This window comes from Burkholderia sp. Bp9015 (assembly GCF_003853505.1).
Classification (GTDB): Bacteria; Pseudomonadota; Gammaproteobacteria; order Burkholderiales; family Burkholderiaceae; genus Burkholderia.
Genome location: NZ_QTPZ01000034.1, coordinates 27,904 through 53,959 on the forward strand (window position 1 = coordinate 27,904; position 26,056 = coordinate 53,959).

Sequence of the window (26,056 nt, forward strand, 5' to 3'; positions counted from 1 at the left end):
GAACAATGAAATCCAGACTCGACAGATGGATGATGCTGCTCGCTATCGCGGCAGCAGGCACGGCGCATGCACAAACGCGCGCGGCAGGTAACCCGCTCGATTCCCTCCCCCAGATCAACGCACCACAGAAAGGCCCGAGCGTCACCGTGCAGGTCGCGCCGCAGGCACCGCAACTGCAGGAACTGCTGTCGCGGCACCTGACGCCGACGACGTTCCAGGTCGAAGGCGTGAAGTCGGTACCGTTCGACGAGATCTCACGTCGCTTCACGCCCCTCGTCGGCAAGGACATCACGATCGGCGAGCTGATCGAAACCGCCAACGGCGTGACCAAGCTGTACCAGGATCGCGGCTATGCGCTGTCGTTCGCGTTCATTCCCGCGCAGACGTTCGAGAACGGCGTCGTGCGCGTCACGGTCGTCGAAGGCTATGTGTCGGACGTCAAGGTGACCGGCAAGCCCGGCGCGATGGAATCGAAGATCCGCGCGATCGCCGCGCACATCACGGCCGATCGCCCGCTGCGCCGCGCGACGTTCGAACGCTACGTGAACACGTTCGGTCTCCTGCCCGGCGTGTCGGTGAAGGCCAATGTGCCGCCGCCGCAGACGACCGACGGCGCAACGACGCTCGAACTGGCCGTCGACCGCAAGGCATTCAACATCAGCACCGGCATCGATTTCAATCACCCGGGCGTGCAGGGGCTCATCACCGCAACGGAGAACGGCCTCACGTCGTTCGGCGAGCAATTGAGCATTTCCGCGCTGGTGCCACCCGGACGCGACAAGCAGACCTACGTCGCATTCAGCGGTGCCGTGCCGGTCGGCAGCAGCGGCCTGGTCACGCGCCTCGACGCCAGCACGTATCGCGGCAAGCCGACCGACAACCCGGGCCTGCCGTCGACCGTCGAGCGCACCGTCAAGAACGAGAAGCTCGGTCTTTCGGCATCCTATCCGTTGCTGCTGAACAACCAGCGCAGCCTGCTCGGCACCGTGTCGGGCTATGCGTCGCACAACGAAGACCGCTACCAGAACAAGATCAGCGGCAACAGCATCGATACACGCTCGCAGGTCCGCGTGCTGCAGATGCAGCTCGACTATACGAGCGTATCGGCCAAGCAGGTACAGAAGCTGAGCGTGAACGTCGCGAAGGGCTTCAACATTCTCGGCGCGTCGAAATCGCAGGACATCACGATCGGCTCGAACACGACGTCGGTGGACAGCCCGATCTCGCTGACGTTCGTGCGCACCGGCGCGACCTTCACGCAGACCAACGAATGGCCGTTCAAGATCGGCACGTCGGTCTCGCTGACCGGCCAGTACAGCCCCGACTCGCTGCCGACGTCGGAGCAGATCTCGTTCGGTTCGACACGCTATGCCCTCGGCTACCAGCCCGGCGAAACGTCGGGCGATTCGGGCTGGGGAATGTCGCTGGAGGTCAACCGTGGGTTCACGCCGGGCTGGACGTACATGAAATCGATCACGCCGTACATCGCGTACGACATGGCGCGCGTGTATCTGCATACCGGCACGCCGTCGCCGAGCCGCCTGTCGTCGGTCGGTATCGGCGTGCGGTTTACCGACAGCCGCTACTACAGTCTCGACCTGAACATCGCGAAGCCGGTCGGCGATGCACCGGTTGAAAGCGCATCGCGCAGCCCGCGCGTGAATGCCGCGTTCTCGTATCAGCTCAACTGATCGGTCACCAAACAGCCTGCGTCTCGCGGGCCGTTTGGATTAGAACCCCCTCTATCAAACGCGGCGTGCGGTTTCACGTATTCTGGCAAAGCTCGCAACATGCCACCGCCCCATGCAGACGGTCGTGCGGGCACATCGAACACGACATGAAACAAGGAGGAAGACGATGATTCAACTGACCCGCCCGTTGCGCGCGCTGGCCGTCGCAAGCGCCCTGCTCGCTTGCGCCGCCCCAACCTTCGCCCAGGCCGACAGCCCCGTCGGCATGTGGCAGACGATCGACGACAACACGCATCAGCCGAAGGCGCTCGTACAGATCGCCGACGACGGCGAAGGCTCGCTGTCGGGCAAAGTCGTCAAGGGCCTCGGCGCCAATGACACGCCCGATCGCCGCTGCACCGCATGCACGGACGAGCGCAAAGATCAGCTCATCAAGGGCATGACGATCATCAAGGCGATGAAGAAGGACGGCGATCACTGGGACGGCGGCAACATTCTCGACCCGGAGAACGGCAAGGTCTACAAGTGCAAGATGTCGCTCGAAGACGGCGGCCAGAAGCTCGTCGTGCGCGGCTATATCGGCGTATCGCTGCTCGGCCGGTCGCAGACCTGGGTTCGCGCACAATGACGCAACGCGCGTCGACACGCTCGACGCGATAAAAAAATCGGCCTGCGACGACGTCGTCAGGCCGATTTTGTTTTGACGCCGACGTGCATGAAACCGATCGACATCACGCTGCGCGCTTCAGCGCATCCGCCGTGTAGCTGCGCGGTGCGCGATAGACCGGCGCCACGGCACTGCGCACAGCTGCCGCCTTCGATTGCGCGTGCTTGCGCATCCGCGTGGCCAGCTGGTCGCACAGATTCGCGCCTGCGTCGCCATATAACGCATGCATCACCTGCCGCAGCGTGCCGGTCTCGTGCCAGACCTTGAAACGGCGGTGGCAGGTTTGGTACGAGGGGTAACGACGCGGCATCGCGGACCAGGTCGCGCCGCTATAAATGACCCACAGCACGCCGTTTAGGACGGCGCGTGTATTGGCCAGTGGTCGGCCGCGCAACTCGGTGCGCGGCTGCATTTCGGGAAAAAACGGCGCGACGCAGCGCCACTCATGGTCGGTCAGATCGCGGTACGGTGTCATGGATATCTCCAGCCTTGGGAACCATGACACAACGATATCGGCTGACCTCGACCGTGAACATAAGACAAGTCCGAAAATACCCGGAGATTGCGGGAATTTGACCGGAATTGACCTTTGAAGCCCGCCGCTCGCCGGCAACCGCGATCAGGTCAGCGAAGTATCGACGATGCGACGCGGCGTTTCGAGGTATTCCTTCGACTGCATCTCGACGATCCGCGACACCGTGCGCGTGAACTCGTTCGCCATCGGCCCTTCGACGTACAACTGCTCCGCCGGCACCGCCGCGGACATCAGCAGCTTGACCTTGTGGTCGTACAGCACGTCGATGAGCCAGGTGAAGCGTCGCGCCTCGGACGCCATCCGCGGCGACATCTGCGGCACTTCCGACAGCACGATCGCATGGAAGCGGCTGGCAAGCTCGAGATAGTCGTTCTGTGAACGCGGGCCGCCGCACAGCGTCGCGAAGTCGAACCAGACGACCCCGTCGGCCTTGCGCAGCGCCTTCAACTCGCGCTTCTCGATATGCAGGAGCGGGCTTTCGTCCGGCACCGCGGCGAGCTTCGCGAACGCATGACGCAGTTCGCGATCGGCGTCCGCGCCGAGCGGCGTGTGGTACATCTGCACCTGCGCCAGCGTGCGCTGACGATAGTCGACGCCCGCGTCGACGTTCAACACGTCGAGCTTTTGCTTGATCAGCGCGATCGCCGGCAGCATGCGGTCGCGATGCAGGCCATCGGGATACAGATCGTCGGGATCGTAGTTGGATGTCATCACGAACTGCACGCCGTTGTTGAAGAGGCGATCGAGCAGCCGGTACAGGATCATCGCGTCCGCGATGTCCGACACGTGGAATTCGTCGAAACAGATCAGCCGGTAGCGCTTCGCGATGCGCCGCGCGAGTTCGTCGAGCGGATCGGCCTGCCCTTTCAGCTCCTCGAGTTCGCGGTGGACTTCACGCATGAATTCGTGGAAATGCAGGCGCGTCTTGCGCTGCACGGGCACCACCGCATAGAAGCTGTCCATCAGGAAGCTCTTGCCGCGGCCGACGCCGCCCCACATGTAGACGCCGCGCGGGAGGTCCGGATGATTGATGAGCTTCTTGAACGCGTTCGAGCGACGCGCCTTGTACTCGACCCACTCGTCGAAACAGCGCTGCAGGCGATCGACGGCCGCGCGCTGGGCGGGATCGGACTGATAGCCGCGCGTGGTCAGTTCGCGCGTGTAGTATTCGGTGACGTTCATCGGGCAAACCGGAAAGAACGAAGGCGAGCGGGAAACCCCGCCCGCCTTCGTCATGAGACGGCTGCACCGGCCAATGGCCGGCCGGCGCTATACCGCGCTCAGCTGTTCAGCGAGCGCTTGTCGACGGCGAGCGCCGCTTCGCGCATCACTTCCGACATCGACGGGTGCGGATGGCAGATGCGGGCGATGTCTTCCGACGCCGCCTTGAACTCCATCGCCACCACGGCTTCCGCAATCAGGTCCGACGCGTTCGCGGCGATCACGTGCACGCCGAGCAGTTCGTCGGTCTTCGCGTCCGCGATCATCTTCACGAAACCGTCCGGCGCGTTCATGCCGAGCGCGCGGCCGTTGATCGAGAACGGGAACTTGCCCGACTTGATCTCGCGGCCTTCGGCCTTCAGCTGCTGTTCCGTCTTGCCGACCCATGCGATTTCCGGGTACGTGTAGATCACCCACGGAATGCAGTTGTAGTCGATGTGCGGCTTCTGGCCGTCGATCACTTCCGCGACCAGCACGCCTTCGTCTTCCGCCTTGTGCGCGAGCATCGGGCCGCGCACCACGTCGCCGATCGCGTAGACGTTCGGCACCGCGGTACGGCAGTGGTCGTCCACGTCGATGAAGCCACGCTCGTTCGCCTTCAGGCCGATTGCCTCGAGGCCGAGGTTGTCGGTGTTCGGCACACGGCCGACCGACACGATCAGGCGGTCGGCGTCGAGCGTCTGCGCGTTGCCGTCCTTGTCCGTGTAAGCGATCGACACGCCGTCGGCGGTCGTCTTCACTTCGCCGATCTTCACGCCGAGATGGATGTCGAGGCCCTGCTTCTTGAACAGCTTGGCCGCTTCCTTCGCGAGCGCTTCGTCGGCTGCACCGAGGAATGCCGGCAGCGCTTCGAGCACCGTCACTTCGGCACCCAGGCGACACCACACCGAGCCGAGCTCGAGGCCGATCACGCCTGCGCCGATCACGGCGAGCTTCTTCGGCACCGAGTCGAACGTCAGCGCACCTTCGTTGTCCGACACGATCTTGTTGTCGACCGGGATACCCGGCAGGTGACGCGCCTTCGAGCCCGTCGCGATGATCACGTTCTTCGCGGTGACGACTTCGGTTTCACCCTCGCCGCTCACTTCGATCTGCACGCCGGCATCGGTCTTGCCGGTGAACTTGCCATGGCCCTTCAGCCAGGTGATCTTGTTCTTCTTGAACAGGAACTCGATCCCGCTCGTCATCTTCTCGACGATCGCATCCTTGCGGCCGAGCATCTTCGCGACGTCGATCTTCACGCCGTCGACCGTGATGCCGTGGTCGGCCAAGTGATGCGACGTGTTCTCGAACTCTTCCGACGAGGCGAGCAGTGCCTTCGACGGGATGCAGCCGACGTTCAGGCAGGTACCGCCGAGCTTCAGCGCGCCGGCCGGGTTCTTCCATTTCTCGATACAGGCAACGGTCTTGCCGAGCTGCGCGGCGCGAATCGCGGCGATGTAGCCGCCGGGGCCGGCGCCGATCACGACGACGTCAAATTCCTTGGACATGACAATCCTTTCTACTTGTACGCCCGCACGCTCGCGCAAGTGCGCGAGCGTGCGGGGCGGGTCAATGCAGTGAGACTCGGCTTACAGGTCGAGCAGCAGGCGTGCCGGATCTTCCAGCGCATCCTTCATCGCGACGAGCGACAGGACTGCTTCGCGGCCGTCGATGATGCGGTGGTCGTACGACAGGGCCAGGTAGTTGATCGGACGGATCACGATCTGGCCGTTTTCGACAACCGGGCGTTCCTTCGTCGCGTGCACGCCGAGGATGGCCGATTGCGGCGGGTTGATGATCGGGGTCGACAGCATCGACCCGAACACGCCGCCGTTCGAGATCGAGAACGTACCGCCCGTCATTTCCTCGATCGACAGCTTGCCGTCCTTCGCCTTCTGGCCGAATTCGGCGATCTTCTTCTCGATCTCGGCGAGGCTCAGCTGATCGGCGTTGCGCAGGATCGGCACGACCAGGCCGCGCGGCGAACCGACCGCGATACCGATGTCGAAGTAGCCGTGGTAGACGATGTCGTTACCGTCGATCGACGCGTTCACCAGCGGGAACTTCTTCAGCGCGTGCACGGCCGCCTTCACGAAGAACGACATGAAGCCGAGCTTCACGCCATGTTCCTTCTCGAACTTGTCCTTGTACTTGTTGCGCAGTTCCATGACCGGAGCCATGTTCACTTCGTTGAACGTCGTCAGGATCGCGTTGGTCTGCTGCGACTCGAGCAGACGCTCGGCGATACGCGCACGCAGGCGCGACATCGGCACGCGCTGTTCCGGACGATCGTTCAGCCACGTCGCTGCCGATGCCGGCACCTTCACTTCCGGCAGCGCCGGCTTCGCAGCAGCGGCCTTCGCCGGTGCGGCGGCCGGAGCAGCCTTCGGTGCGCTGCCTGCGGCCAGCGCGTCGCCCTTCGTGACACGGCCGTCACGGCCCGAACCTGCGACGTCGCCTGCCGACAGGCCCTTCTCGGCCAGCAGCTTCGCTGCGGCCGGCGATGCGGCGGCCGAACTCGACGCGGTCGCGACGGCCGGCTGTGCTGCCGGTGCGGCTGCAGCAGGGGCTGCCGCCGGCTTCACTTCGGCGGCGCCTGCCGCTGCTTCGGCAGCACCTGCCTTCGCTTCGGTGTCGATCGTCGCGATGATCTGGTCGGCGACCACGGTGTCACCGTCGTTCTGCAGCACTTGCGCGAGCACGCCCGCGGCCGGTGCCGGCACTTCGAGCACGACCTTGTCGGTCTCGAGTTCGATCAGGATTTCGTCCTGCGCGACTGCTTCGCCCGGCTTCTTCTTCCACTGCAGCATGGTGGCTTCCGAAACCGACTCCGAAAGCTGGGGGACTTTGACTTCTACGATAGCCATGTGATTTTCCTGGATGCTTAATCTGGGGTATGACGAGGTTCGTGCGATTCCTTCGGCCGGTGCGGCGCGCGACGCGCCCGGCAGGCCAAAAGAGACGGGAAAGCGCAGTGCGCCTTCCCGTTTCGCTTGACGTCGGTTATTTCGCGATCGATGCGCTCTTCAGGCGGCCGAATGCACCTTCGATGAGGGCCTTCTGCTGCTCGTAGTGCTTCGCGTAGTAGCCAACCGCCGGCGAGGCCGAAGCCGGACGGCCGCTGTATGCCAGCTTCTGCCCTTCCTTCATGCCTTCCTTCAGGTGGTGCTCGACGTAGAACCAGGGACCCTGGTTCTGCGGCTCGTCCTGCACCCAGACCACTTCAGTCGCGTTCTCGTACTTCTTCATTTCGGCTTCGAACTGCTTGTGCGCGAACGGATACAGCTGCTCGATACGGATGATCGCGACGTCGTTCGCCTTCGCTTCGCGGCGATGCGCGACGAGGTCGTAGTACACGCGGCCCGAGCAAGCCAGCACGCGCTTGACCTTCTTCGCGTCGATGCCGCCGTCGGTTTCGCCCAGCACCGGCTGGAACGAACCCTTCGCGAGTTCCGACAGGTCCGACACCGCTTCCTTGTGGCGCAGCAGCGACTTCGGCGTGGCGACGATCAGCGGCTTGCGGAACAGGCGGATCATCTGGCGACGCAGCAGGTGGAAAATCTGCGCCGGCGTCGTCGGCTGGACGACCTGCATGTTGTGATCGGCACACAGTTGCAGGAAACGCTCGATACGCGTCGACGAGTGTTCCGGACCCTGGCCTTCGTAGCCGTGCGGCAGCAGCATCGTGAGACCCGACACGCGGCCCCACTTCACTTCGCCCGACGAGATGAACTGGTCGATCACGACCTGCGCGCCGTTGACGAAGTCGCCGAACTGCGCTTCCCACAGCACGAGCGTGTTCGGCTCGGCGGTCGAGTAACCGTATTCGAAGCCCAGCACAGCTTCTTCGGACAGCACCGAGTCGATCACCGTGAACTTCGCCTGACCGTCGGCGATGTTCTGCAGCGGCACGTACGTGCCGTCGTTCCAGCGCTCGCGGTTCTGGTCGTGCAGCACCGCGTGACGGTGCGTGAACGTGCCGCGGCCCGAGTCCTGGCCCGTCAGGCGCACCGAGTAGCCCGATGCGACGAGCGACGCGAACGCGAGGTGTTCGCCCATGCCCCAGTCAAGCGGCTGGTCGCCGCGCGCCATGTTGCGGCGGTCGTTGATCACGCGCTCGACGAGCGGGTGAACCTTGAAGTTTTCCGGGACCGTCGTGATGCGTTCGCCCAGGCGCTTCAGTTCGGCGAGCGGCACGGCCGTGTCGGCTGCGTCCGTCCACTTGCGGTTCAGGAACGGAACCCAGTCGACCGCGTACTTGCTCTTGTAGTTCGACAGGACCGGATCGACGGTGTGGTGGCCGTCGTCCATCGCCTTGCGGTACGCCTTCACGTAGTTGTCGGCGTCTTCCGCGGTGATCACGCCCTGCTGCACGAGCTTCTCGGCATACAGCGCACGGGTGCCCGGGTGCTGCGCGATCTTCTTGTACATCAGCGGCTGCGTGACCGCCGGCGTGTCCTGCTCGTTGTGACCCAGCTTGCGGAAGCAGACGATGTCGATCACGACATCCTTGTGGAACTGCATCCGGTAGTCGATCGCGATCTGGATCGCGAGCACGACGGCTTCCGGATCGTCACCGTTCACGTGCAGCACCGGCGCTTCGATCATCTTGACCACGTCGGTACAGTACAGCGTCGAGCGCGCATCACGCGGGTCCGACGTCGTGAAGCCGATCTGGTTGTTGATGACGATGTGCAGCGTGCCGTGCGTGCCGTAACCGCGCGTCTGCGCGAGGTTCAGCGTTTCCATCACGACGCCCTGGCCGGCGAAGGCCGCGTCGCCGTGGATCTGCACCGGCAGCACTTGCAGGCCGTCTTCGTCGCCGCGACGGTCCATCCGCGCCTTCGCGGAACCTTCGACCACCGGGTTCACGATTTCGAGGTGCGACGGGTTGAACGCGAGCGACAGGTGGACCGGACCGCCTTCGGTCGACACGTCCGACGAGAAGCCCTTGTGGTACTTCACGTCACCGGCCGGCAGGTCGTCGACGTGCTTGCCTTCGAATTCGGCGAACAGGTCGGCCGGCATCTTGCCCAGCGTGTTGACCAGCACGTTCAGACGGCCGCGGTGGGCCATGCCGATGATGATTTCCTGCACGCCGCGCTTGCCCGCGTGCTGGACGACTTCGTCCATCGCCGCGATGAAGCTTTCGCCGCCTTCGAGCGAGAAGCGCTTCTGGCCGACGTACTTGGTGTGCAGATAGCGCTCGAGGCCTTCCGCTGCCGTCAGGCGATTCAGGATGTGCTTCTTCTTGTCGATCGAGAAGGACGGCGTCGCGCGGGTCGATTCCAGGCGCTCCTGCCACCAGCGCTTCTGCTCCGGATCGCTGATGTACATGTATTCGGCGCCGATCGTGCCGCAATACGTGTCACGCAGGCCCTTGACGATGTCGCGCAGCGAAGCCTGGTCGAAGCCGAAATACAGGTTGCTTGCGCTGTACGTCTGGTCGAGGTCGCCTTCGGAGAAGTCGTAGAACGCGGGTTCGAGTTCGGGAATGGCGGGACGTTCGCGACGCTTCAGCGGATCCAGATTGGCCCATTGCGAGCCGAGGAAGCGATATGCGCTGATGAGGGACTGGACGTGGACCTGCTTGCGCGCGGTCGCCAGATTGCTGGTGCTTTCGCGCGGGATGAAGGCATTGGCCTTCGCGCGCTCGGCGAACGATTCGACGATCGGAAAATGAGCGACGTCATTGGCATTCGAGCCGTCGGTTGCAGGCACGTTCTGCAGCGCGTCGAAATACTCTCGCCAGTTCTCCGGCACCGATGCCGGATTGTTGAGGTATGCATCGTACAGTTCTTCAACGTACGAAGCATTGCCGCCGAACAGATAGGAGTTCAGCTGAAACTGCTTCATTACATCTGACATTTTACGCTCACCTTTCTTCGAGCTTCTCGAGAAATAGCGGGTTACTCAACCTTCCGCGACACGGCCTGACCGTTTAGCGGATTGCGAATCAAGTCTTGCTTGGAAGGACCTAAAACTTGCGTGCGCGCAGCATATCACAGAACCGTTACCGAAGTTCACGACGAAATGTGCCCGAAAGCACCGCGCGACGGGGTTTTGCCGGATTGCCACGACCCGCGGGAACAGTGTTTTGCAGCCCGCCCGATTGCGCATCGCGCAGATGCAAAAAAGGCCGCCCGAAGACAGCCTTTTTCATCACGCAAGGGAACGATCGAACTTAGTCGACCGCGCCTTCGCGGCTCGCGCGGCGACGCTCGTGCTCCTTCAGGAAGCGCTTGCGCAGGCGGATCGACTGCGGCGTCACTTCCACGAGTTCGTCGTCGTCGATGAATTCGACCGCGTATTCGAGCGACATCTGGACCGGCGGCACGAGGCGCACGGCTTCGTCGGTGCCCGACGCGCGCACGTTGGTCAGCTGCTTGCCCTTGATCGGGTTCACGACGAGGTCGTTGTCGCGGCTGTGGATGCCGATGATCATGCCCTCATACAGCGCGTCGCCCGGCTTCACGAACATGCGGCCGCGATCCTGCAGCTTCCACAGTGCGTAGGCGACCGCGGCGCCGTCATCCTGCGAGATCAGCACGCCGTTGCGGCGCTCGAAGACCGAGCCGTCCTTGACCGGTGCGTACGAGTCGAAGATGTGGCTCATCAGGCCCGTGCCGCGCGTGAGCGTCAGGAATTCGCTCTGGAAGCCGATCAGGCCACGTGCCGAGATCTTGTATTCCAGGCGCGTGCGGCCACGGCCGTCCGATGCCATGTCGAGCATTTCGCCCTTGCGGCGACCGAGCTCTTCCATCACGCCGCCCTGGTGTTCGTCTTCGACGTCGACCGTCAGCAGCTCGTACGGCTCGTGGCGCACACCGTCGATTTCCTGCATCACGACGCGCGGACGCGACACGGCCAGCTCATACCCTTCACGGCGCATGTTCTCGACGAGAATCGTCAGGTGCAGTTCGCCGCGGCCCGACACTTCGAACACCGTTTCGTCGCCCGTGTCCTTCACGCGCAGCGCGACGTTGTGGTTCAGTTCCTTCATCAGGCGGTCGCGGATCTGGCGGCTCGTCACGAACTTGCCTTCGCGGCCTGCCAGCGGCGACGAGTTGACGAGGAAGTTCATCGTCAGCGTCGGTTCGTCGACCGTGATCATCGGCAGCGCTTCCGGCGTGTCGACCGCGCAGATCGTCGCGCCGATGCCGACGTCTTCAATACCGTTGATCAGCACGATGTCGCCGGCTTCAGCCGACTCGACCTGCACGCGCTCGAGGCCCTTGAACGACAGCACCTGGTTGATCTTGCGGTTCAGCACGTCGCCTTCCGGACCGAAGCGCATCACGACCGGCTGGCCCGGCTTGATGCGGCCGCGCGTGATGCGGCCGACGCCGATCCGGCCGACGTACGTCGAGTAGTCGAGCGACGTGATCTGGAGCTGCAGCGGCGCTTCCGGATCGGCCGGGCGAACCGGCACGTGCGCGAGGATCGCCTCGAACAGCGGGCGCATGTCGCCTTCGCGGGTCGCCGGATCGAGCGACGCATAGCCGTTCAGGCCCGATGCGTAGACGATCGGGAAGTCGAGCTGCTCTTCGGTCGCGCCGAGCTTGTCGAACAGGTCGAAGGTCTGGTTTATGACCCAGTCGATCCGCGCGCCCGGACGGTCGATCTTGTTGACGACCACGATCGGCTTCAGGCCGAGCGCCAGCGCCTTCTTCGTGACGAAGCGCGTTTGCGGCATCGGGCCCTCGACCGCGTCGACGAGCAGCAGCACCGAGTCGACCATCGACAGCACACGCTCCACCTCGCCACCGAAGTCCGCGTGCCCCGGCGTGTCGACGATGTTGATGTGCGTGCCTTCGTATTCGACCGCGCAGTTCTTCGCGAGAATCGTGATCCCGCGCTCTTTTTCGATGTCGTTCGAGTCCATCACTCGCTCGGCAATCTGCTGGTTCTCGCGGAAGGTGCCGGACTGGCGGAGCAGTTGGTCGACGAGCGTGGTCTTGCCGTGGTCGACGTGAGCGATGATGGCGATATTGCGAAGGGCGCGGGTCATAGAAACCTGGAAATCGTTGAACGCGCAAACGCGCACGCTCGTCAGTCACCGGGACACGTGCGCGCGCGTTGCAGCTTGGAAAGCCTGAAATTATAGCACGTGAGAATGTCGAGAGCCGGACCGTGTGTTGCAACGCGAAAGATGATGCGCCCCGCCCTCGCCTCGCAGAGGGCGATTTCGCCTGCCGACACACCGCCCACGAACGAAGACCCTGACGCCCGCAAGGGAATTTCGGGCCGCGCAGCGCCCGCCCGCCCGTTCGATTAATATTTGCCGCGGCAAGCAAATAGCGCCTATACTGCTGCCTAGTCAACTATTGCAGCTTCAGGGTTTTATGTCGGATTCTCCTTCCCAACCGCCCGTTTCACCGCTGTCCTCGTATCAGATGAACGACAGCGTCGGTTATCTGATGTCGCGTGTGAAGTCGGTGATGACCAACCTCGTCACGCAGCGCACGCAGGAAGAGCTCGGCATTACGGGCACGCAGGCGAGCATGCTGTTCATGATCGCCGTCGGAAAGTGCTCGACGGCCGCCGAACTCGCTCGGGAATACGGGATCGACGCGAGCGCGGTCACGCGCCTGCTCGATCGCGTCGAGAAACGCGGCCTGCTGTCCCGCGTGCGCAGCATCGAGGATCGGCGGGTCGTACGCCTTGAGCTGACCGATGAAGGCCGCGCGCTTGCCGAGCGTTTGCCGCCGGTGTTCCGCAGCGTGCTCGACGAGCTGCTGGACGGATTTACGCCGGAAGAAGTCGGGTTCCTGAAGAGCATGCTGCGCCGCATTCTCAGCAACTACTGCGAAACCGCGGGCGGCAGCATCACGTAATAGTTGCCATAACAATTACTTTTGACAGATTAATGTAAGGAAATCCTTGCAGTGTCCATCATTCATTCCGAGTCAGGGAACAGCGCGATGAAATCCTCCCCGTTGTCCGTGTGCGCCGGGTCGTGCCGCGCCGCCGTCGCCGCCGCGGTTGCCGCGCTGGCGCTGGCGGGCTGCGCAAACTACATCGGCATCAAGAGCGACAAGCAGATCGCACCCGCATCGCAATTCGAAACCGCCCAGAGCCTGCCGGCCCAGGGCGGCCAGTGGCCGGCGCTTGACTGGGCCAACCAGTTCGGCGATCCGCAGTTGCCGAAGCTGATCGACGAGGCGCTCCAGGGCAACCCGTCGATCGCGCAGGCACAGGCGCGCATCGCGAAGGCGTCGTCGTACATCGAGTCGTCGCGCTCGAACCTGATGCCGAAAGCCGAAGCCAGCTACTCGTGGACACGCGAGCTGTATTCGTCGAACGCGCTGTTCCCGCCCCCGTACGGCGGCCAGTGGTACAGCGAGAACAACGCGCTCGCGAGCGCGTCGTGGGATCTCGACCTGTGGGGCAAGAACCGCGAGCGCCTGCACACCGCCGTGTCGCAGGAAAAGGCCGCCGAGGCCGACATGCAACAGGCGCGCATCACGCTCGCGTCGTCGGTGGCCCGCACCTACAACTCGCTCGCCCAGCTGTATGCGCTGCGCGACATCGCGCAGCGCGAGATCGCCAACCGCCAGACGGTCGGCAGGATCACCGACGGCCGCGTGTCGGCCGGTCTCGACACCAACGTGGAACGCCAGACTGCGCGCGGCAACATCGCGACGACCCAGGCATCGCTGTCCGACCTCGACGGCCAGATCACGACCGTGCGCTACCAGCTCGCCGCACTGCTCGGCAAGGGGCCGGATCGCGGGCTGCAGATCGCCGCGCCGGTGATGAACCCGACCGGCGAAGTCGCACTGCCCGGCAACCTGCCGGCCGACCTCGTGTCGCGCCGTCCCGACATCGTCGCCGCGCGCTGGCAGGTCGAGGCCGCGATGCACGACGTGAAGGAAGCGAAGGCCGAATTCTTCCCCGACGTGAACCTCGCGGCCGGCTTCGGCTTCGATGCGTTCGGCTGGGGCAAATTCCTGAATTTCGCGAGCCGCCAGGCGCAGTTCGGGCCGGCCATCCACCTGCCGATCTTCGATGCCGGTGCGTTGCGCGCGCAGCTCAAGGGCCGCTACGCGGACTTCGACCTGTCGGTCGCGAACTACAACCAGACGCTGATCAGCGCGCTGAACGACGTCGCGACGCAGGTCGCGTCGATCCGTGCGGTCGATCGCCAGATGGATGACGCGCAGCGTGCGCTCGATGCGTCGACGCGGGCGTACGACCTCGCCGTGATCCGCTACAAGGCGGGCCTGTCGCCGCAGCTCCAGGTGCTGACCGCGGACACCAACCGCCTCGCATCGGAACAGACGGTGACCAACCTGAAGATGCGCCGGCGCGACATGCAGCTCGCGTTGATCAAGGCGCTCGGCGGCGGGTTCGACGCGACCGGCACGCGGCTCGCCGCGCCCGACGCCGACAAGCAGACAAGACAGGCCGCCAACTGATCCGGCGCCACCACTACGCAGACACTCGAAATAACGGACGGAGAAAATCGCCATGAGCGACCCTCAACAAAACGCCGCCAGCGCACAGCCGCAGAACAACGGGAAGCGCAAACGGATGATGACGCTGCTGATCGCGGTCATCGTGATCGCGGCCATCGCGTACGGTCTGTACTACTTCCTCGTCGCGCGCTTCCATGAAGAGACGGACGACGCATACGTGAACGGCAACGTCGTGCAGATCACGCCGCAGGTCACGGGTACCGTGATCGCCGTGAAGGCCGACGATACGCAGACGGTCAAGGCCGGCGATCCGCTGGTCGTGCTCGACCCGGCCGACTCGCAGGTCGCGCTGCAGCAGGCCGAGGCCAACCTAGCGCAGACGGTGCGCCAGGTGCGCGGCCTGTTCGTCAACGACGACCAGTACCGCGCGCAAGTCGCGCTGCGCCAGTCCGACCTGTCGAAGGCGCAGGACGACCTGCGCCGCCGGATGGCCGTCGCACAGACGGGCGCCGTGTCGCAGGAAGAAATCTCCCATGCACGCGACGCGGTGCGCGCCGCGCAGGCGTCGGTCGACGCCGCGCAACAGCAGCTCGCATCGAACCGCGCACTGACCGCGAACACGACGATCGCGTCGCACCCGAACGTGATGGCCGCGGCAGCGAAGGTTCGCGACGCGTACCTCGCGAACGCGCGCAACGTGTTGCCCGCACCGGTCACCGGCTATGTCGCGAAGCGCTCGGTTCAGGTCGGCCAGCGCGTGTCGCCGGGCAACCCGCTGATGTCGGTCGTGCCGCTGAACGCGGTGTGGGTCGACGCGAACTTCAAGGAAGTCCAGCTCAAGCACATGCGCATCGGCCAGCCGGTCGAATTGACCGCCGACATCTACGGCTCGTCGGCCGTCTACCACGGCAAGGTCGTCGGCTTCTCGGCCGGCACGGGTTCGGCGTTCTCGCTGCTGCCGGCGCAGAACGCGACGGGCAACTGGATCAAGGTCGTGCAGCGCCTGCCGGTGCGTATCGAGATCGATCCGAAGGAACTCGAGAAGCATCCGCTGCGCATCGGCCTGTCGATGCAGGTCGACGTCGACATCAAGGACGAGCGCGGCGACCAGCTCGCCAACGCGCAGAACACGGTCTACGAAACGAACGTGTTCGCGAAGTACGGCGACGAAGCCGACGCCGAGATCGCGCGCATCATCGCCGAGAACGCCGGCGGCAACGCGCCCGCACCGGCCGCGGCGAAGTCGAACGCCGCCGCCAAGATGATGTAACGGTTCCGACTCCGGAAAACTATCGACATGGCACAGGCTCCTGTCTCCCACCCGCCGCTGCAGGGCGGGCAACTCGTGCTCGGGACGATCGCGGTATCGCTCGCGGTGTTCATGAACGTGCTCGACACGTCCATCGCGAACGTCGCGATCCCGACCATCTCGGGCGACCTCGGCGTGTCGTCCGACCAGGGTACGTGGGTCATCACGTCGTTCGCCGTCGCGAACGCGATCTCCGTGCCGCTGACGGGCTGGCTGACCGACCGCTTCGGTCAGGTCCGCCTGTTCCTCGCGTCGATCATCCTGTTCGTCATCTCGTCGTGGATGTGCGGGCTGTCGCCGAACCTGCCGTTCCTGCTCGGCTCGCGCGTGCTGCAAGGCGCGGTCGCAGGCCCGATGATTCCGCTGTCGCAAGCGCTCCTGCTGTCGAGCTATCCGCGCGCGAAGGCACCGATGGCGCTCGCACTATGGGCGATGACGACGCTGATCGCGCCCGTCGCAGGCCCGATTCTCGGCGGCTGGATCTCGGACAACTATTCGTGGCCGTGGATCTTCTACGTCAACATCCCGGTCGGCATCGCCGCCGCCGCCGCGACGTGGGCGATCTATCGCAATCGGGAGTCGGCCGTGCGCCGCGCGCCGATCGACGGCGTGGGCCTCGCGCTGCTGGTCATCTGGGTCGGCTCGCTGCAGATCATGCTCGACAAGGGCAAGGATCTCGACTGGTTCGCGTCGACGACCATTATCGTGCTCGCGCTGACCGCTGTCATTGCGTTCGCGTTCTTCGTGATCTGGGAGCTGACCGCCGAGCACCCGGTCGTCGACCTGTCGCTGTTCCGCATGCGGAACTTCACCGGCGGCACAGTCGCACTGTCGATCGGGTACGGCCTGTACTTCGGCAATCTCGTGCTGTTGCCGCTGTGGCTGCAGACGCAAATCGGCTACACCGCGACCGACGCCGGCCTCGTGATGGCGCCGGTCGGGTTGTTCGCGATCCTGTTGTCGCCACTCACCGGGAAGTATCTGCCGCGTACCGATCCGCGCTTCATCTCGACGGCGTCGTTCCTGACGTTTGCGCTGTGCTTCTGGATGCGTTCGCGATACACGACGGGCGTCGACGAATGGTCGCTGACGCTGCCGACGCTCGTGCAGGGTATCGCGATGGCGGGCTTCTTCATCCCGCTCGTGTCGATCACGCTGTCCGGCCTGCCCGGCAACCGCATTCCCGCGGCGTCCGGCCTGTCGAACTTCGTGCGGATCATGTGCGGCGGCATCGGCACATCGATCTTCCAGACCGCGTGGGACCACCGCAACAACTTCCATCACGCGCAGTTGGCCGAGCAGGCGAACCCGTACAACCCGACGTTCAACCAGGCCGTCACACAGATGCGCAGCCTCGGGCTGACGCAGGACCAGGCGCACGGCCTCATCAACAACATGGCCACGCAGCAGGCCGCGCAACTCGGCGTGAACGACCTGTTCTACATCTCGGCGGCGATCTTCGTGCTGCTGATCGGACTGATCTGGATCACGAAGCCGGAGCGCGCGGGCGGCGGCGATGCGGGTGCGGCGGCGTCGGCTGCACACTGAGCACCGCGCTCGAACGAGCGCGCCCAACAAAAAACCCGGTCGATTTCGACCGGGTTTTTTTCGTTCCGACGACGGCGCTTGCGCGTCGCGCGTTACGCAGCCGTCACGACGAGGCGTTCGGGCGCGAGCACGCCGTTGGCCTTGCGCGCCACGCCGAGCAGTCGCTGCGCGTCGTACACGCGCACACGCTCGCCCTCGGCCGCATCGATCGAATCGAGCGCCGACAGCGGCAAGCGCTGGCCGTGCAGGAATCGCTTCGCACTCGTTTCGTCGAGGCGCACCAGCGGAAACGTCGACAGCAACGCGTCGACCGGCTGAAGCCAGGCGTCGCGCGCCGCTTCGGCAGCGTCGGACAGCGCGTCGAGCGTCACCGCATGTTCGAGCGTCAGCGCGCCGACACCCGTGCGACGCAGCATCGTCAGATGCGCACCGCAGCCGAGCGCTTCGCCGATGTCTTCGGCCAGCGTGCGCACATACGTGCCCTTGCTGCAGGTCACGCGGAACGTCACGTCCGGCAATTCACAGGCCAGCAGATCGAGCGCATGGATCGTCACGTTGCGGCCTTCCCGCTCGACGGTCTGGCCCGCACGCGCGTATTCGTACAGCGGCTTGCCATCGCGCTTGAGCGCCGAATACATCGGGGGCACCTGCACGATCTCGCCGGTAAAGCGCGCGAGCGCCGCTTCGACCGCCGCACGGTCGCATTCGACGGCGCGCGTGTCGAGCACGTCGCCTTCCGTGTCGCCGGTGGTCGTGCGCACGCCGAGACGCATCGTCGCTTCGTAGGTCTTGTCCGCTTCCAGCAAGTCCTGCGAGAACTTCGTCGCTTCGCCGAAGCACAGCGGCAACAGGCCCGAGGCCAGCGGATCGAGCGTGCCGGTATGGCCGGCTTTCTTCGCGAGAAGCAGGCGCTTCGCGCGAATCAGGGCGTCGTTGCTCGACAGGCCGACCGGCTTGTCGAGCAGAAGGACGCCATCCAGCGCGCGCCGCGGCACGCGTGGACGCTGGGGAGCTGCAGTCGTCATGGGGCGTGCGCGCTCAATCGTCCTTCGCGGGCGCGTCGGCTTCGTCGTCGTCCTTCGCGCGCGTCGAGTTGGCTTCCTTGATCAGGCGCGACATTTCCACCGCCTTCTCGATCGTCTGGTCGTAATGGAAGTGCAGCGTCGGCACCGTATGGATGTGCAGGCGCTTGAACAGCAGGTTGTGCAGGTGGCCCGACGCGTGGTTCAGCGCTTCCTGCGTCTTGTCCGGATCGCCGGTCAGCGCCGTGAAATAGACCTTGGCATGCGCGTAGTCCGGCGTAAGCTCGACGCTCTGGATGGTCACGATACCGATGCGCGGGTCTTTGACCTCGCGCATGATGAGTTCGGACAGATCGCGCTGAATCTGGTCGGCGATCTGAACGTTGCGATTGGGGGAAGTACGTTTCCTGGACATGATCGATCCGTGATCCGTTTATCAGGATAAAGCGGCGCGCCGTTGGCACGCCACCATGAAAATGGGCGGGACAGGCCCAAGCCTGCCCCGCCCCATGAGCCGATACGCGACGATTACAGCGTCCGTGCGACTTCGGTCACTTCGAAGACTTCGAACTGGTCGCCTTCGATGATGTCGTTGAAGTTCTTCACCGACATACCGCACTCGAAGCCTTGCTTGACTTCCTTCACGTCGTCCTTGAAGCGCTTCAGCGATTCGAGTTCGCCCGTGAAGATCACGACGTTGTTGCGCAGCACGCGAACCGACGACGAGCGCTTGACGATACCGTCGGTGACCATACAGCCGGCAACCGTACCGACCTTCGGCACCTTGAACACCTGGCGCACCTCGACCATGCCGGTCACGACTTCGCGCTTCTCCGGCGCCAGCATGCCCGACATCGCGGCCTTCACCTCATCCACTGCGTCGTAGATGATGTTGTAGTAGCGGATGTCGATACCGTTCGCTTCGGCCAGCTTCCGCGCCTGTGCATCCGCACGCGTGTTGAAGCCGATGATGACCGCCTTCGATGCCGTTGCCAGGTTGACGTCGTTCTCGCTGATGCCGCCCACCGCGCTGTGCACGATCTGCACGCGCACTTCGTCGGTCGACAGCTTGAGCAGCGACTGCACGAGCGCTTCCTGCGAGCCCTGCACGTCTGCCTTGATGATGAGCGGCAGGTTCTGCACTTCGCCTTCGCCCATCTGCTCGAGCATGCTTTCCAGCTTCGCGGCCTGCTGCTTCGCCAGCTTGACGTCGCGGAACTTGCCCTGACGGAACAGCGCGATTTCGCGCGCCTTGCGCTCGTCCGGCAGCACGATCACTTCCTCGCCCGCACCCGGCACTTCCGACAGACCCTGGATTTCGACCGGGATCGACGGGCCGGCTTCCTTCGTCGGCTTGCCGTTCTCGTCGAGCATCGCACGCACGCGGCCGTAAGCCGTGCCTGCGAGCACGATGTCGCCGCGATTCAGCGTACCCGACTGCACCAGGATCGTCGCGACCGGGCCCTTGCCCTTGTCCAGCTTCGCTTCGATCACGATGCCCTTCGCCGGCGCCTCGACCGGTGCCTTCAGTTCCAGCACTTCGGCCTGCAGCAGCACGTTCTCGAGCAGGTCGTCGATACCGGCGCCCGTCTTGGCCGACACCGGCACGAACGGCGAATCGCCACCGTATTCTTCCGGCACGACGCCTTCCGCGACCAGCTCCTGCTTGACGCGGTCCGGGTTCGCTTCCGGCTTGTCGATCTTGTTGATCGCCACGACGATCGGCACGCCACCCGCCTTCGCGTGCGCGATGGCTTCCTTCGTCTGCGGCATCACGCCGTCGTCGGCAGCCACCACCAGCACCACGATGTCGGTCGCCTTCGCGCCGCGTGCACGCATTGCCGTGAACGCTTCGTGACCCGGCGTATCGAGGAACGTGATGACGCCGCGCGGCGTTTCGACGTGGTATGCGCCGATGTGCTGCGTAATGCCGCCCGCTTCGCCCGCTGCAACCTTCGCGCGGCGGATGTGGTCGAGCAGCGAGGTCTTGCCGTGGTCGACGTGACCCATCACGGTGACGACCGGCGGGCGCGGCAGCTGTTCCGCATCGGTACCGGTCTCGCCTTCGACCAGCAGTGCTTCCGGATCGTCCAGCTTCGCGGCAACCGCGCGGTGGCCCAGTTCCTCGACGACGATCATCGCCGTTTCCTGGTCCAGCACCTGGTTGATCGTGACCATCTGGCCCATCTTCATCATCACCTTGATGACTTCGGAGGCCTTGATCGACATCTTGTGCGCGAGATCGGCAACCGAGATGGTTTCCGGCACGTGCACTTCACGCACGATCGGTTCGGTCGGTGCCTGGAACGTCGATGCGCTGTCCTGGTGACGGCCGCGACCCTTCGGGCCGCCGCGCCAGCCGCGGTCGACGCCGCCGCTCGAATCGCCGCGCGTCTTGATGCCGCGGCGCTTCGCTGCGTCGTCCTGCCAGCCGCCCTTGCCGCCGCCCGGCTTCTTGTTGCGGTCGCCCGCGCCTGCCGGTGCCGTCGTGGCCGCCGGCGCTGCACCGGCCGGCTTCTTCACGGCCGGACGTCCCTGCGCGCCTGCGCCCGCCGGCTTTGCCGGCTTGTGCAGCGTGCCCTTCGCTTCGGCCGGCTTCGGCGGTTCCACCGGCTTCGGCGGCTCGACTGCCTTGACCACGGCCTTGCGCGGCGTGTTCATCATTTCGCGGATCGCGCGTGCTTCGGCTTCTGCCGCCGCGCGACGCTTGCTGATCTCTTCCTGCTCGGCGCGCGCCTTGTCCGCCGCCTCGCGGGCAGCATCCTCGGCCTTCTTCGCCGCTTCGCGCTGGGCCGCACGTTCGGCGGCCGCGCGTGCTTCATCCTGCGCGGACTGCGCACCGGCTGCTTCCTGCTGAGCCTCGGCGGCCTGCTGGGCAGCCGCCTGCTGTGCCGCTGCGGCTTCGGCCGCGGCACGCTTCGCCGCCGCTTCTTCCTCGGCACGGCGGCGCTCGGCTTCGGCCGCTTCCTCACGGGCACGGCGCTCGGCTTCCTCGCGCTCGAGGCGCTCCTGACGCTCGCGCAGTTCCTGCGCCTGCTTCTCGAGCAGCTCGGCCTCGCGGCGCGCTTCCTCCTCGCGACGCTTCAGTTCCGCATCGTCGTCCGCTTCGGCGACCTGCGCCTGACCCTGTTCCGCACCCTCGGCCACGTCGTCGCGCTTGACGAACGTACGCTTCTTGCGGACCTCGACCTGAATGGTGCGAGCCTTGCCCGTCGCGTCAGATTGCTTGATCTCCGACGTATGCTTGCGGGTCAGCGTGATCTTGCGCTTGTCGCCGTCGGTTGCGCCGTGTGACTTGCGCAAATGATCGAGCAGACGCGCCTTGTCCGCTTCGGACAGCGCATCGTCTTCACTCGCTTTCTGGACGCCCGCTGCCTGCAGCTGTTCGAGCAGCACACCAGCAGGCATTTTCAGTTCCGCGGCAAATTGGGCTACGTTGTTACTCGCCATTCATTCCTCTTAGTGCAAGGACCGATTCCTTGCGGTTAGCATCGGGTCAGGCCATACGGCCGCCATCAAATCAGTGCGCCATGGTCATTTCTCACTGGAACCAGTGTTCACGTGCTTTCATGATCAACGCCTTAGCGGCATCCTCTTCCATCCCGGTCATATCGACCAGTTCATCCACGGCCAGCTCGGCGACATCGTCGCGCGTCTGCATGCCGTGTTCGGCCAGCTTCGCGAGCAACTCCGGCGTGATGCCGTCGAGGCCCTTCAAATCCAGCGCTGCATTTTCAACCTTTTCTTCGTTCGCGATCGCCATCGTCAACAGTGCGTCGCGTGCGCGGTTGCGCAGTTCGTGCACGGTGTCCTCGTCGAACGCCTCGATTTCGAGCATTTCGTTGAGCGGCACGTACGCGATCTCTTCGAGGCTCGTGAAGCCTTCGTCGATCAGGATGTCGGCAACTTCTTCGTCGACGTCGAGACGCGCCATGAACAGCGAACGCAGTCGGTCGCGCTCTTCACCCTGCTTCAGGGCGGATTCGTCCGGCGTCATGATGTTGATCTGCCAGCCGGTCAGTTCGCTGGCAAGGCGAACGTTCTGACCGCTGCGGCCGATCGCGACAGCCAGCTCGTTCTCGTCGACGACGACGTCCATCGAGTGCTTTTCTTCATCGACGACGATCGACTGGACGGCTGCCGGCGCGAGCGCGCCGATCACGAACTGGGCGGGATCCTCGGACCATAGCACGATGTCGATGTTTTCGCCACCGAGCTCGTTGCGCACGGCCTGCACGCGGGAACCGCGGATGCCGACGCAGGTGCCGATCGGATCGATCCGCTTGTCGTAGGCGATCACGCCGATCTTCGCGCGCACGCCCGGATCGCGAGCGGCTGCCTTGATCTCGAGCAGGCCCTGCTCGATTTCCGGCACTTCCATCTCGAACAGCTTCATCAGGAACTCGGGCGCCGTGCGCGAGAGTTCGATCTGCGGGCCGCGCGCGGTGCGGTCGACCTTCGCGATGTAGGCACGCACGCGGTCGCCCACGCGCAGGTTTTCCTTCGGGATCAGCTGGTCGCGGCGCAGCAGCGCTTCGACACGGCCCGATTCGACGATGAAGTTGCCCTTGTCGAGGCGCTTCACCGTGCCGGTCATGATCTTTTCGCCGCGCTCGAGGTAGTCGTTCAGAATCTGCTCGCGTTCGGCATCGCGCACCTTCTGCAGGATCACCTGCTTCGCGGCCTGCGCGCCGATACGGCCGAACTCGATCGACGGCACCGGCTCCTCGATGAATTCGCCGACTTCGACGTCGGGCTTCTGCTCACGTGCTTCGAACAGCAGGATCTCGCGATCCGGCTCCTGCAAGCCTGCCTCGTCGGGCACGACGAGCCAGCGACGGAAGGTTTCGTGCTCGCCGCTTTCGCGATCGATATGGACGCGGATTTCGGCGCCTTCGTCGAACAGCTTCTTGGAAGCGGAAGCGAGCGCGGCCTCGAGGGCGCCCAGCACCACATCCTTGTCGACGTTTTTCTCGCGCGCCAGCGCATCCACCAGCATCAACACTTCGCGACTCATTATTTGCGGCTCCTAAAGTCAACTTGCGGAATCAGGCGGGCTTTGTCGATATCGGCCAGCGTGAAATCCAGCATGGCTGCCTCGCCCTTCTTCCTCTCAAATTCCAAACCGATCGTTTCGCCATTCGGCGCGTGCAGAATGCCCCGGTACGTCTTGCGCCCGTCCAGCGGCTTTTTCAAGGTCACGGAAACTTCGCTGCCGGCGAAGCGCTCGAAGTCGGCCAGCTTCTTCAACGGGCGGTCGAGCCCCGGGGACGAGACTTCGAGCCGTTCGTAATCGATGTTTTCGACCGTCAAGACGTGCTGGAGCTGACGCGTGACCTTTTCGCAATCTTCGAGCGAGATGCCGGCAGGCTGATCGATGTAGATGCAAAGCATGCCGCGCCCGGTGCGCTCGAGATCCACCAGCTCGTAGCCGAGCCCGGTGACCGTGGTTTCTATCAGTTCCGTCAGTTGCACAGTGTCCTCTCAGGTGTTCGCGCCCGCCGCTCGCGATTCACCCGCGGGCGCGCGCCTTAGCCGGCGCAGGAAGCGCTACCCGAGATGCCTAACCGTTTCAGCAAAAAAAAATGGGCGGAACGCCCATCTTCTTACTGGTGGTCGCACCTGAGCCGCACATTGAATCCGTACGCCCAGCGACTCCGCGATTATAGCGATTTTTGGCGCAAACGCCAAGCCAGCCGGTAAAAGCAGCGTCCAGCCCGCCTTTACCGACCAAAAATGCGAAACCGGACTGTCCGACCAGGCGGCATAGTCCGGCAGCGCGATATATATACAGTCAAAAGCAAACCACGCGGGGCGAGGTGCCGACCCAATCGGACTCATGCCGATATCGCCGGCACACCGGCGGCTTCATGCCGCCGGACGCCACAAACGCTCAGCGGCCCCGCGAGCGATTGCGCTGCGGACGCTGACCGCCGCGCGCACCGCCACCGCCGTTGCCGGCGCCTTCGGCGCGATTGCCGTTGGGATTGCGGTTGCCGCCCTTGCCGCCGCCGCGCTTGCCGCCAGCGCCTTCACGCTTGGGGCCCGCGCCATACGACGCGCGATTGCCATCGACATCGCGACCGCCACCCGAGCGGTTGCCATAGCCTGACGGCGAAACCGGCAAGCTGCCGTAACCGCTCAGGCCGGGCAGGCCCGGAGCGCCGCGCCGGCCGCCACCGCGACGCGGCTGGTCGAGCTGACCATGCGTCGTCAGCACCGGCTCGCGGCCGATGAAGCCCATCGACGTCTGCATCGGATCCGGCTGGCGGCGCTCGGCCTGCCCTGCACCACCGCGCTTGCCCTTTTCCTCGGACGGCGCCTTCAGGCCGACGGTCGCCATCAGCTTGCGCACCTGCGCCTCGTCGAGCTCTTCCCAGCGGCCGCGCTTCAGGCCGCGCGGCAGCGGGATCGGACCGTGACGCGTACGGATCAGGCGGCTCACCATCAGGCCGGCCGCCTCGAACATCCGGCGCACTTCGCGGTTGCGGCCTTCGGCCAGCGCAACGTGATACCAGTGGTTCGTGCCTTCGCCGCCGCCGTCGCGGATGCGCAGGAAGTTCGCCGGGCCGTCATCGAGCTCGACGCCATGCAGCAGTTTCTGCCGCATCCCTTCGGACAGTTCGCCGACGACGCGCACCGCGTACTCGCGTTCGACGCTGTAGCGCGGATGCATGAAGCGGTTCGCGAGATCGCCCGACGTCGTCAGCATCAGCAGGCCTTCGGTGTTGAAGTCGAGACGGCCCACCGCGAGCCATTTCGCCGTCTTCATCGGCGGCAGGCGGTCGAACACCGACGGACGACCTTCCGGGTCCGCGTGGCTGACGATCTCGCCGGTCGGCTTGTGGTACAGCAGCACGCGCGGCGGCTTGTTCGGCAGCTTGCGCTTGACCGGCTTGCCGTTGATGCGAACCTGATCGGTCGGCATGATGCGCTGGCCGATATGCGCGGGCTCACCGTTCACCGACACGCGGCCGGCGACGATCAGCTCTTCCATTTCGCGGCGCGAACCCATACCGGCTTCCGCGAGCACCTTGTGGAGCTTCGGCGCGTCGTCGTCCGGCGACAGCACGCGCTTGTTCGCCGGCTGGCTGCGGCCGCGACGCAGCATCGGCGCACGTACGCCGCTGCCGCCCGCCGAATTGTCCGCGTCGAATGCCGGCGACGTCACATAGGCGAACAGATCGTCCTGCGACGCTGCGTCGCCTTCGGCCTTCGCCGCGCCGCCCTCGGCCTTCGCCGAACCGCCGCGTCGCCCCTGGCCGCCTTGCCCGCCCTGGGCGCCCTTGGCTGCGCCTTCGCGCTTGCCGGCCGGCTTGCGGCCACCCTTGGCCGCACCTTCCTTGCGCGGCGCGCGTGCGGGCTGCGCTTCCGCCGCGTCGGCCGGCTGCGCTTCCGCGCCCTCGCCGCCCTGCGACTCGCCATCGCCCTTCGACTTGGCTGCCGCGCGGCGACGCGCGATCAGGCTGCGCGGGCCGCGCCGCAGGCCGCGGCGGGGACGCTCGTCACCACCCGCGGCCGGAGCGTCCTGCTCCGGCGCATCGTCGGCACGCGCGGCCTGCACGGCAGGCGCGGACGATTCAATATCGTGGATATCAGTCAAAACAACCTCAAAATGTCAGGTCTCGCGCCCGACTCGGGCGCGGCAAGAAGTCGGCCG

At 64.8% G+C, this 26,056-nt stretch carries 18 protein-coding genes; 6 read left to right on the top strand and 12 right to left on the bottom strand.

What is annotated here, in order from left to right:
* The first annotated feature begins 5 nt into the window (after positions 1-5).
* Complete coding sequence (locus DIE12_RS29085; RefSeq protein WP_044846020.1) at positions 6-1,691, top strand: ShlB/FhaC/HecB family hemolysin secretion/activation protein; 1,686 nt, start codon at positions 6-8, stop codon at positions 1,689-1,691.
* A gap of 166 nt (positions 1,692-1,857) precedes the next feature.
* Complete coding sequence (locus DIE12_RS29090; RefSeq protein ID WP_124488928.1) at positions 1,858-2,319, top strand: DUF2147 domain-containing protein; 462 nt, start codon at positions 1,858-1,860, stop codon at positions 2,317-2,319.
* Positions 2,320-2,422: 103 nt separating this feature from the next.
* Here the strand turns inward: DIE12_RS29090 and DIE12_RS29095 are convergent, their stop codons facing one another.
* The 6 genes from DIE12_RS29095 to typA form a co-directional block, all read right to left on the bottom strand.
* A complete protein-coding gene (locus tag DIE12_RS29095; RefSeq protein WP_124522562.1) occupies positions 2,423-2,863 on the bottom strand; it encodes a transposase in 441 nt (146 codons plus the stop codon).
* Between the two features lie 114 nt (positions 2,864-2,977).
* Positions 2,978-4,075, bottom strand: coding sequence for a cell division protein ZapE (gene zapE, locus DIE12_RS29100; RefSeq protein ID WP_124488906.1), 1,098 nt, complete (start codon positions 4,073-4,075; stop codon positions 2,978-2,980).
* Between the two features lie 98 nt (positions 4,076-4,173).
* Positions 4,174-5,604: a dihydrolipoyl dehydrogenase gene (gene lpdA, locus DIE12_RS29105; RefSeq protein WP_124551439.1), complete on the bottom strand. Its 1,431-nt coding sequence runs from the start codon at positions 5,602-5,604 to the stop codon at positions 4,174-4,176.
* 81 nt (positions 5,605-5,685) lie between these two features.
* The gene (gene odhB, locus DIE12_RS29110; protein ID WP_044846025.1) at positions 5,686-6,963 is read right to left on the bottom strand and encodes a 2-oxoglutarate dehydrogenase complex dihydrolipoyllysine-residue succinyltransferase; all 1,278 of its coding nucleotides are present in this window, start codon (positions 6,961-6,963) and stop codon (positions 5,686-5,688) included.
* 136 nt (positions 6,964-7,099) lie between these two features.
* The gene (locus DIE12_RS29115) at positions 7,100-9,964 is read right to left on the bottom strand and encodes a 2-oxoglutarate dehydrogenase E1 component (protein ID WP_044846026.1); all 2,865 of its coding nucleotides are present in this window, start codon (positions 9,962-9,964) and stop codon (positions 7,100-7,102) included.
* A gap of 316 nt (positions 9,965-10,280) precedes the next feature.
* Positions 10,281-12,107 carry a translational GTPase TypA gene (gene typA, locus DIE12_RS29120; RefSeq protein ID WP_044846027.1) on the bottom strand — a complete coding sequence of 609 codons (1,827 nt, stop codon included), beginning with the start codon at positions 12,105-12,107 and terminating at the stop codon, positions 10,281-10,283.
* A 334-nt stretch (positions 12,108-12,441) separates the two neighbouring features.
* Between typA and DIE12_RS29125 the strand changes: the two genes are divergently transcribed.
* From DIE12_RS29125 to DIE12_RS29140, 4 genes are all read left to right on the top strand, one after another.
* Positions 12,442-12,933, top strand: a complete 492-nt coding sequence (locus tag DIE12_RS29125) for a MarR family winged helix-turn-helix transcriptional regulator (RefSeq protein WP_014897211.1) — start codon at positions 12,442-12,444, stop codon at positions 12,931-12,933.
* A gap of 87 nt (positions 12,934-13,020) precedes the next feature.
* Entirely contained in the window at positions 13,021-14,517 is a 1,497-nt protein-coding gene (locus DIE12_RS29130; RefSeq protein ID WP_124522560.1) for an efflux transporter outer membrane subunit, read from the top strand.
* A 52-nt stretch (positions 14,518-14,569) separates the two neighbouring features.
* Positions 14,570-15,787, top strand: a complete 1,218-nt coding sequence (locus DIE12_RS29135) for an efflux RND transporter periplasmic adaptor subunit (protein WP_044846029.1) — start codon at positions 14,570-14,572, stop codon at positions 15,785-15,787.
* A gap of 27 nt (positions 15,788-15,814) precedes the next feature.
* Positions 15,815-17,374 (top strand): DHA2 family efflux MFS transporter permease subunit, encoded by a 1,560-nt coding sequence (locus tag DIE12_RS29140; RefSeq protein ID WP_124488903.1) that lies wholly within the window; start codon positions 15,815-15,817, stop codon positions 17,372-17,374.
* A 92-nt stretch (positions 17,375-17,466) separates the two neighbouring features.
* Here the strand turns inward: DIE12_RS29140 and truB are convergent, their stop codons facing one another.
* The 6 genes from truB to rluB form a co-directional block, all read right to left on the bottom strand.
* Positions 17,467-18,399: a tRNA pseudouridine(55) synthase TruB gene (truB, locus tag DIE12_RS29145; protein WP_124522558.1), complete on the bottom strand. Its 933-nt coding sequence runs from the start codon at positions 18,397-18,399 to the stop codon at positions 17,467-17,469.
* Positions 18,400-18,412: 13 nt separating this feature from the next.
* Positions 18,413-18,811, bottom strand: a complete 399-nt coding sequence (rbfA, locus tag DIE12_RS29150) for a 30S ribosome-binding factor RbfA (protein WP_006495346.1) — start codon at positions 18,809-18,811, stop codon at positions 18,413-18,415.
* Between the two features lie 113 nt (positions 18,812-18,924).
* Positions 18,925-21,846, bottom strand: a complete 2,922-nt coding sequence (gene infB / locus DIE12_RS29155; RefSeq protein ID WP_124522556.1) for a translation initiation factor IF-2 — start codon at positions 21,844-21,846, stop codon at positions 18,925-18,927.
* A gap of 91 nt (positions 21,847-21,937) precedes the next feature.
* A complete protein-coding gene (nusA, locus tag DIE12_RS29160; protein WP_044846033.1) occupies positions 21,938-23,413 on the bottom strand; it encodes a transcription termination factor NusA in 1,476 nt (491 codons plus the stop codon).
* Positions 23,413-23,871 carry a ribosome maturation factor RimP gene (rimP, locus tag DIE12_RS29165; RefSeq protein WP_014897219.1) on the bottom strand — a complete coding sequence of 153 codons (459 nt, stop codon included), beginning with the start codon at positions 23,869-23,871 and terminating at the stop codon, positions 23,413-23,415. Before rimP ends, nusA begins: the two co-directional genes overlap by 1 nt.
* 418 nt (positions 23,872-24,289) lie before the next feature.
* On the bottom strand, positions 24,290-25,999 hold the full coding sequence (gene rluB, locus DIE12_RS29170) for a 23S rRNA pseudouridine(2605) synthase RluB (RefSeq protein ID WP_124522554.1): 1,710 nt from the start codon (positions 25,997-25,999) through the stop codon (positions 24,290-24,292).
* Between the last annotated feature and the right edge of the window lie 57 nt (positions 26,000-26,056).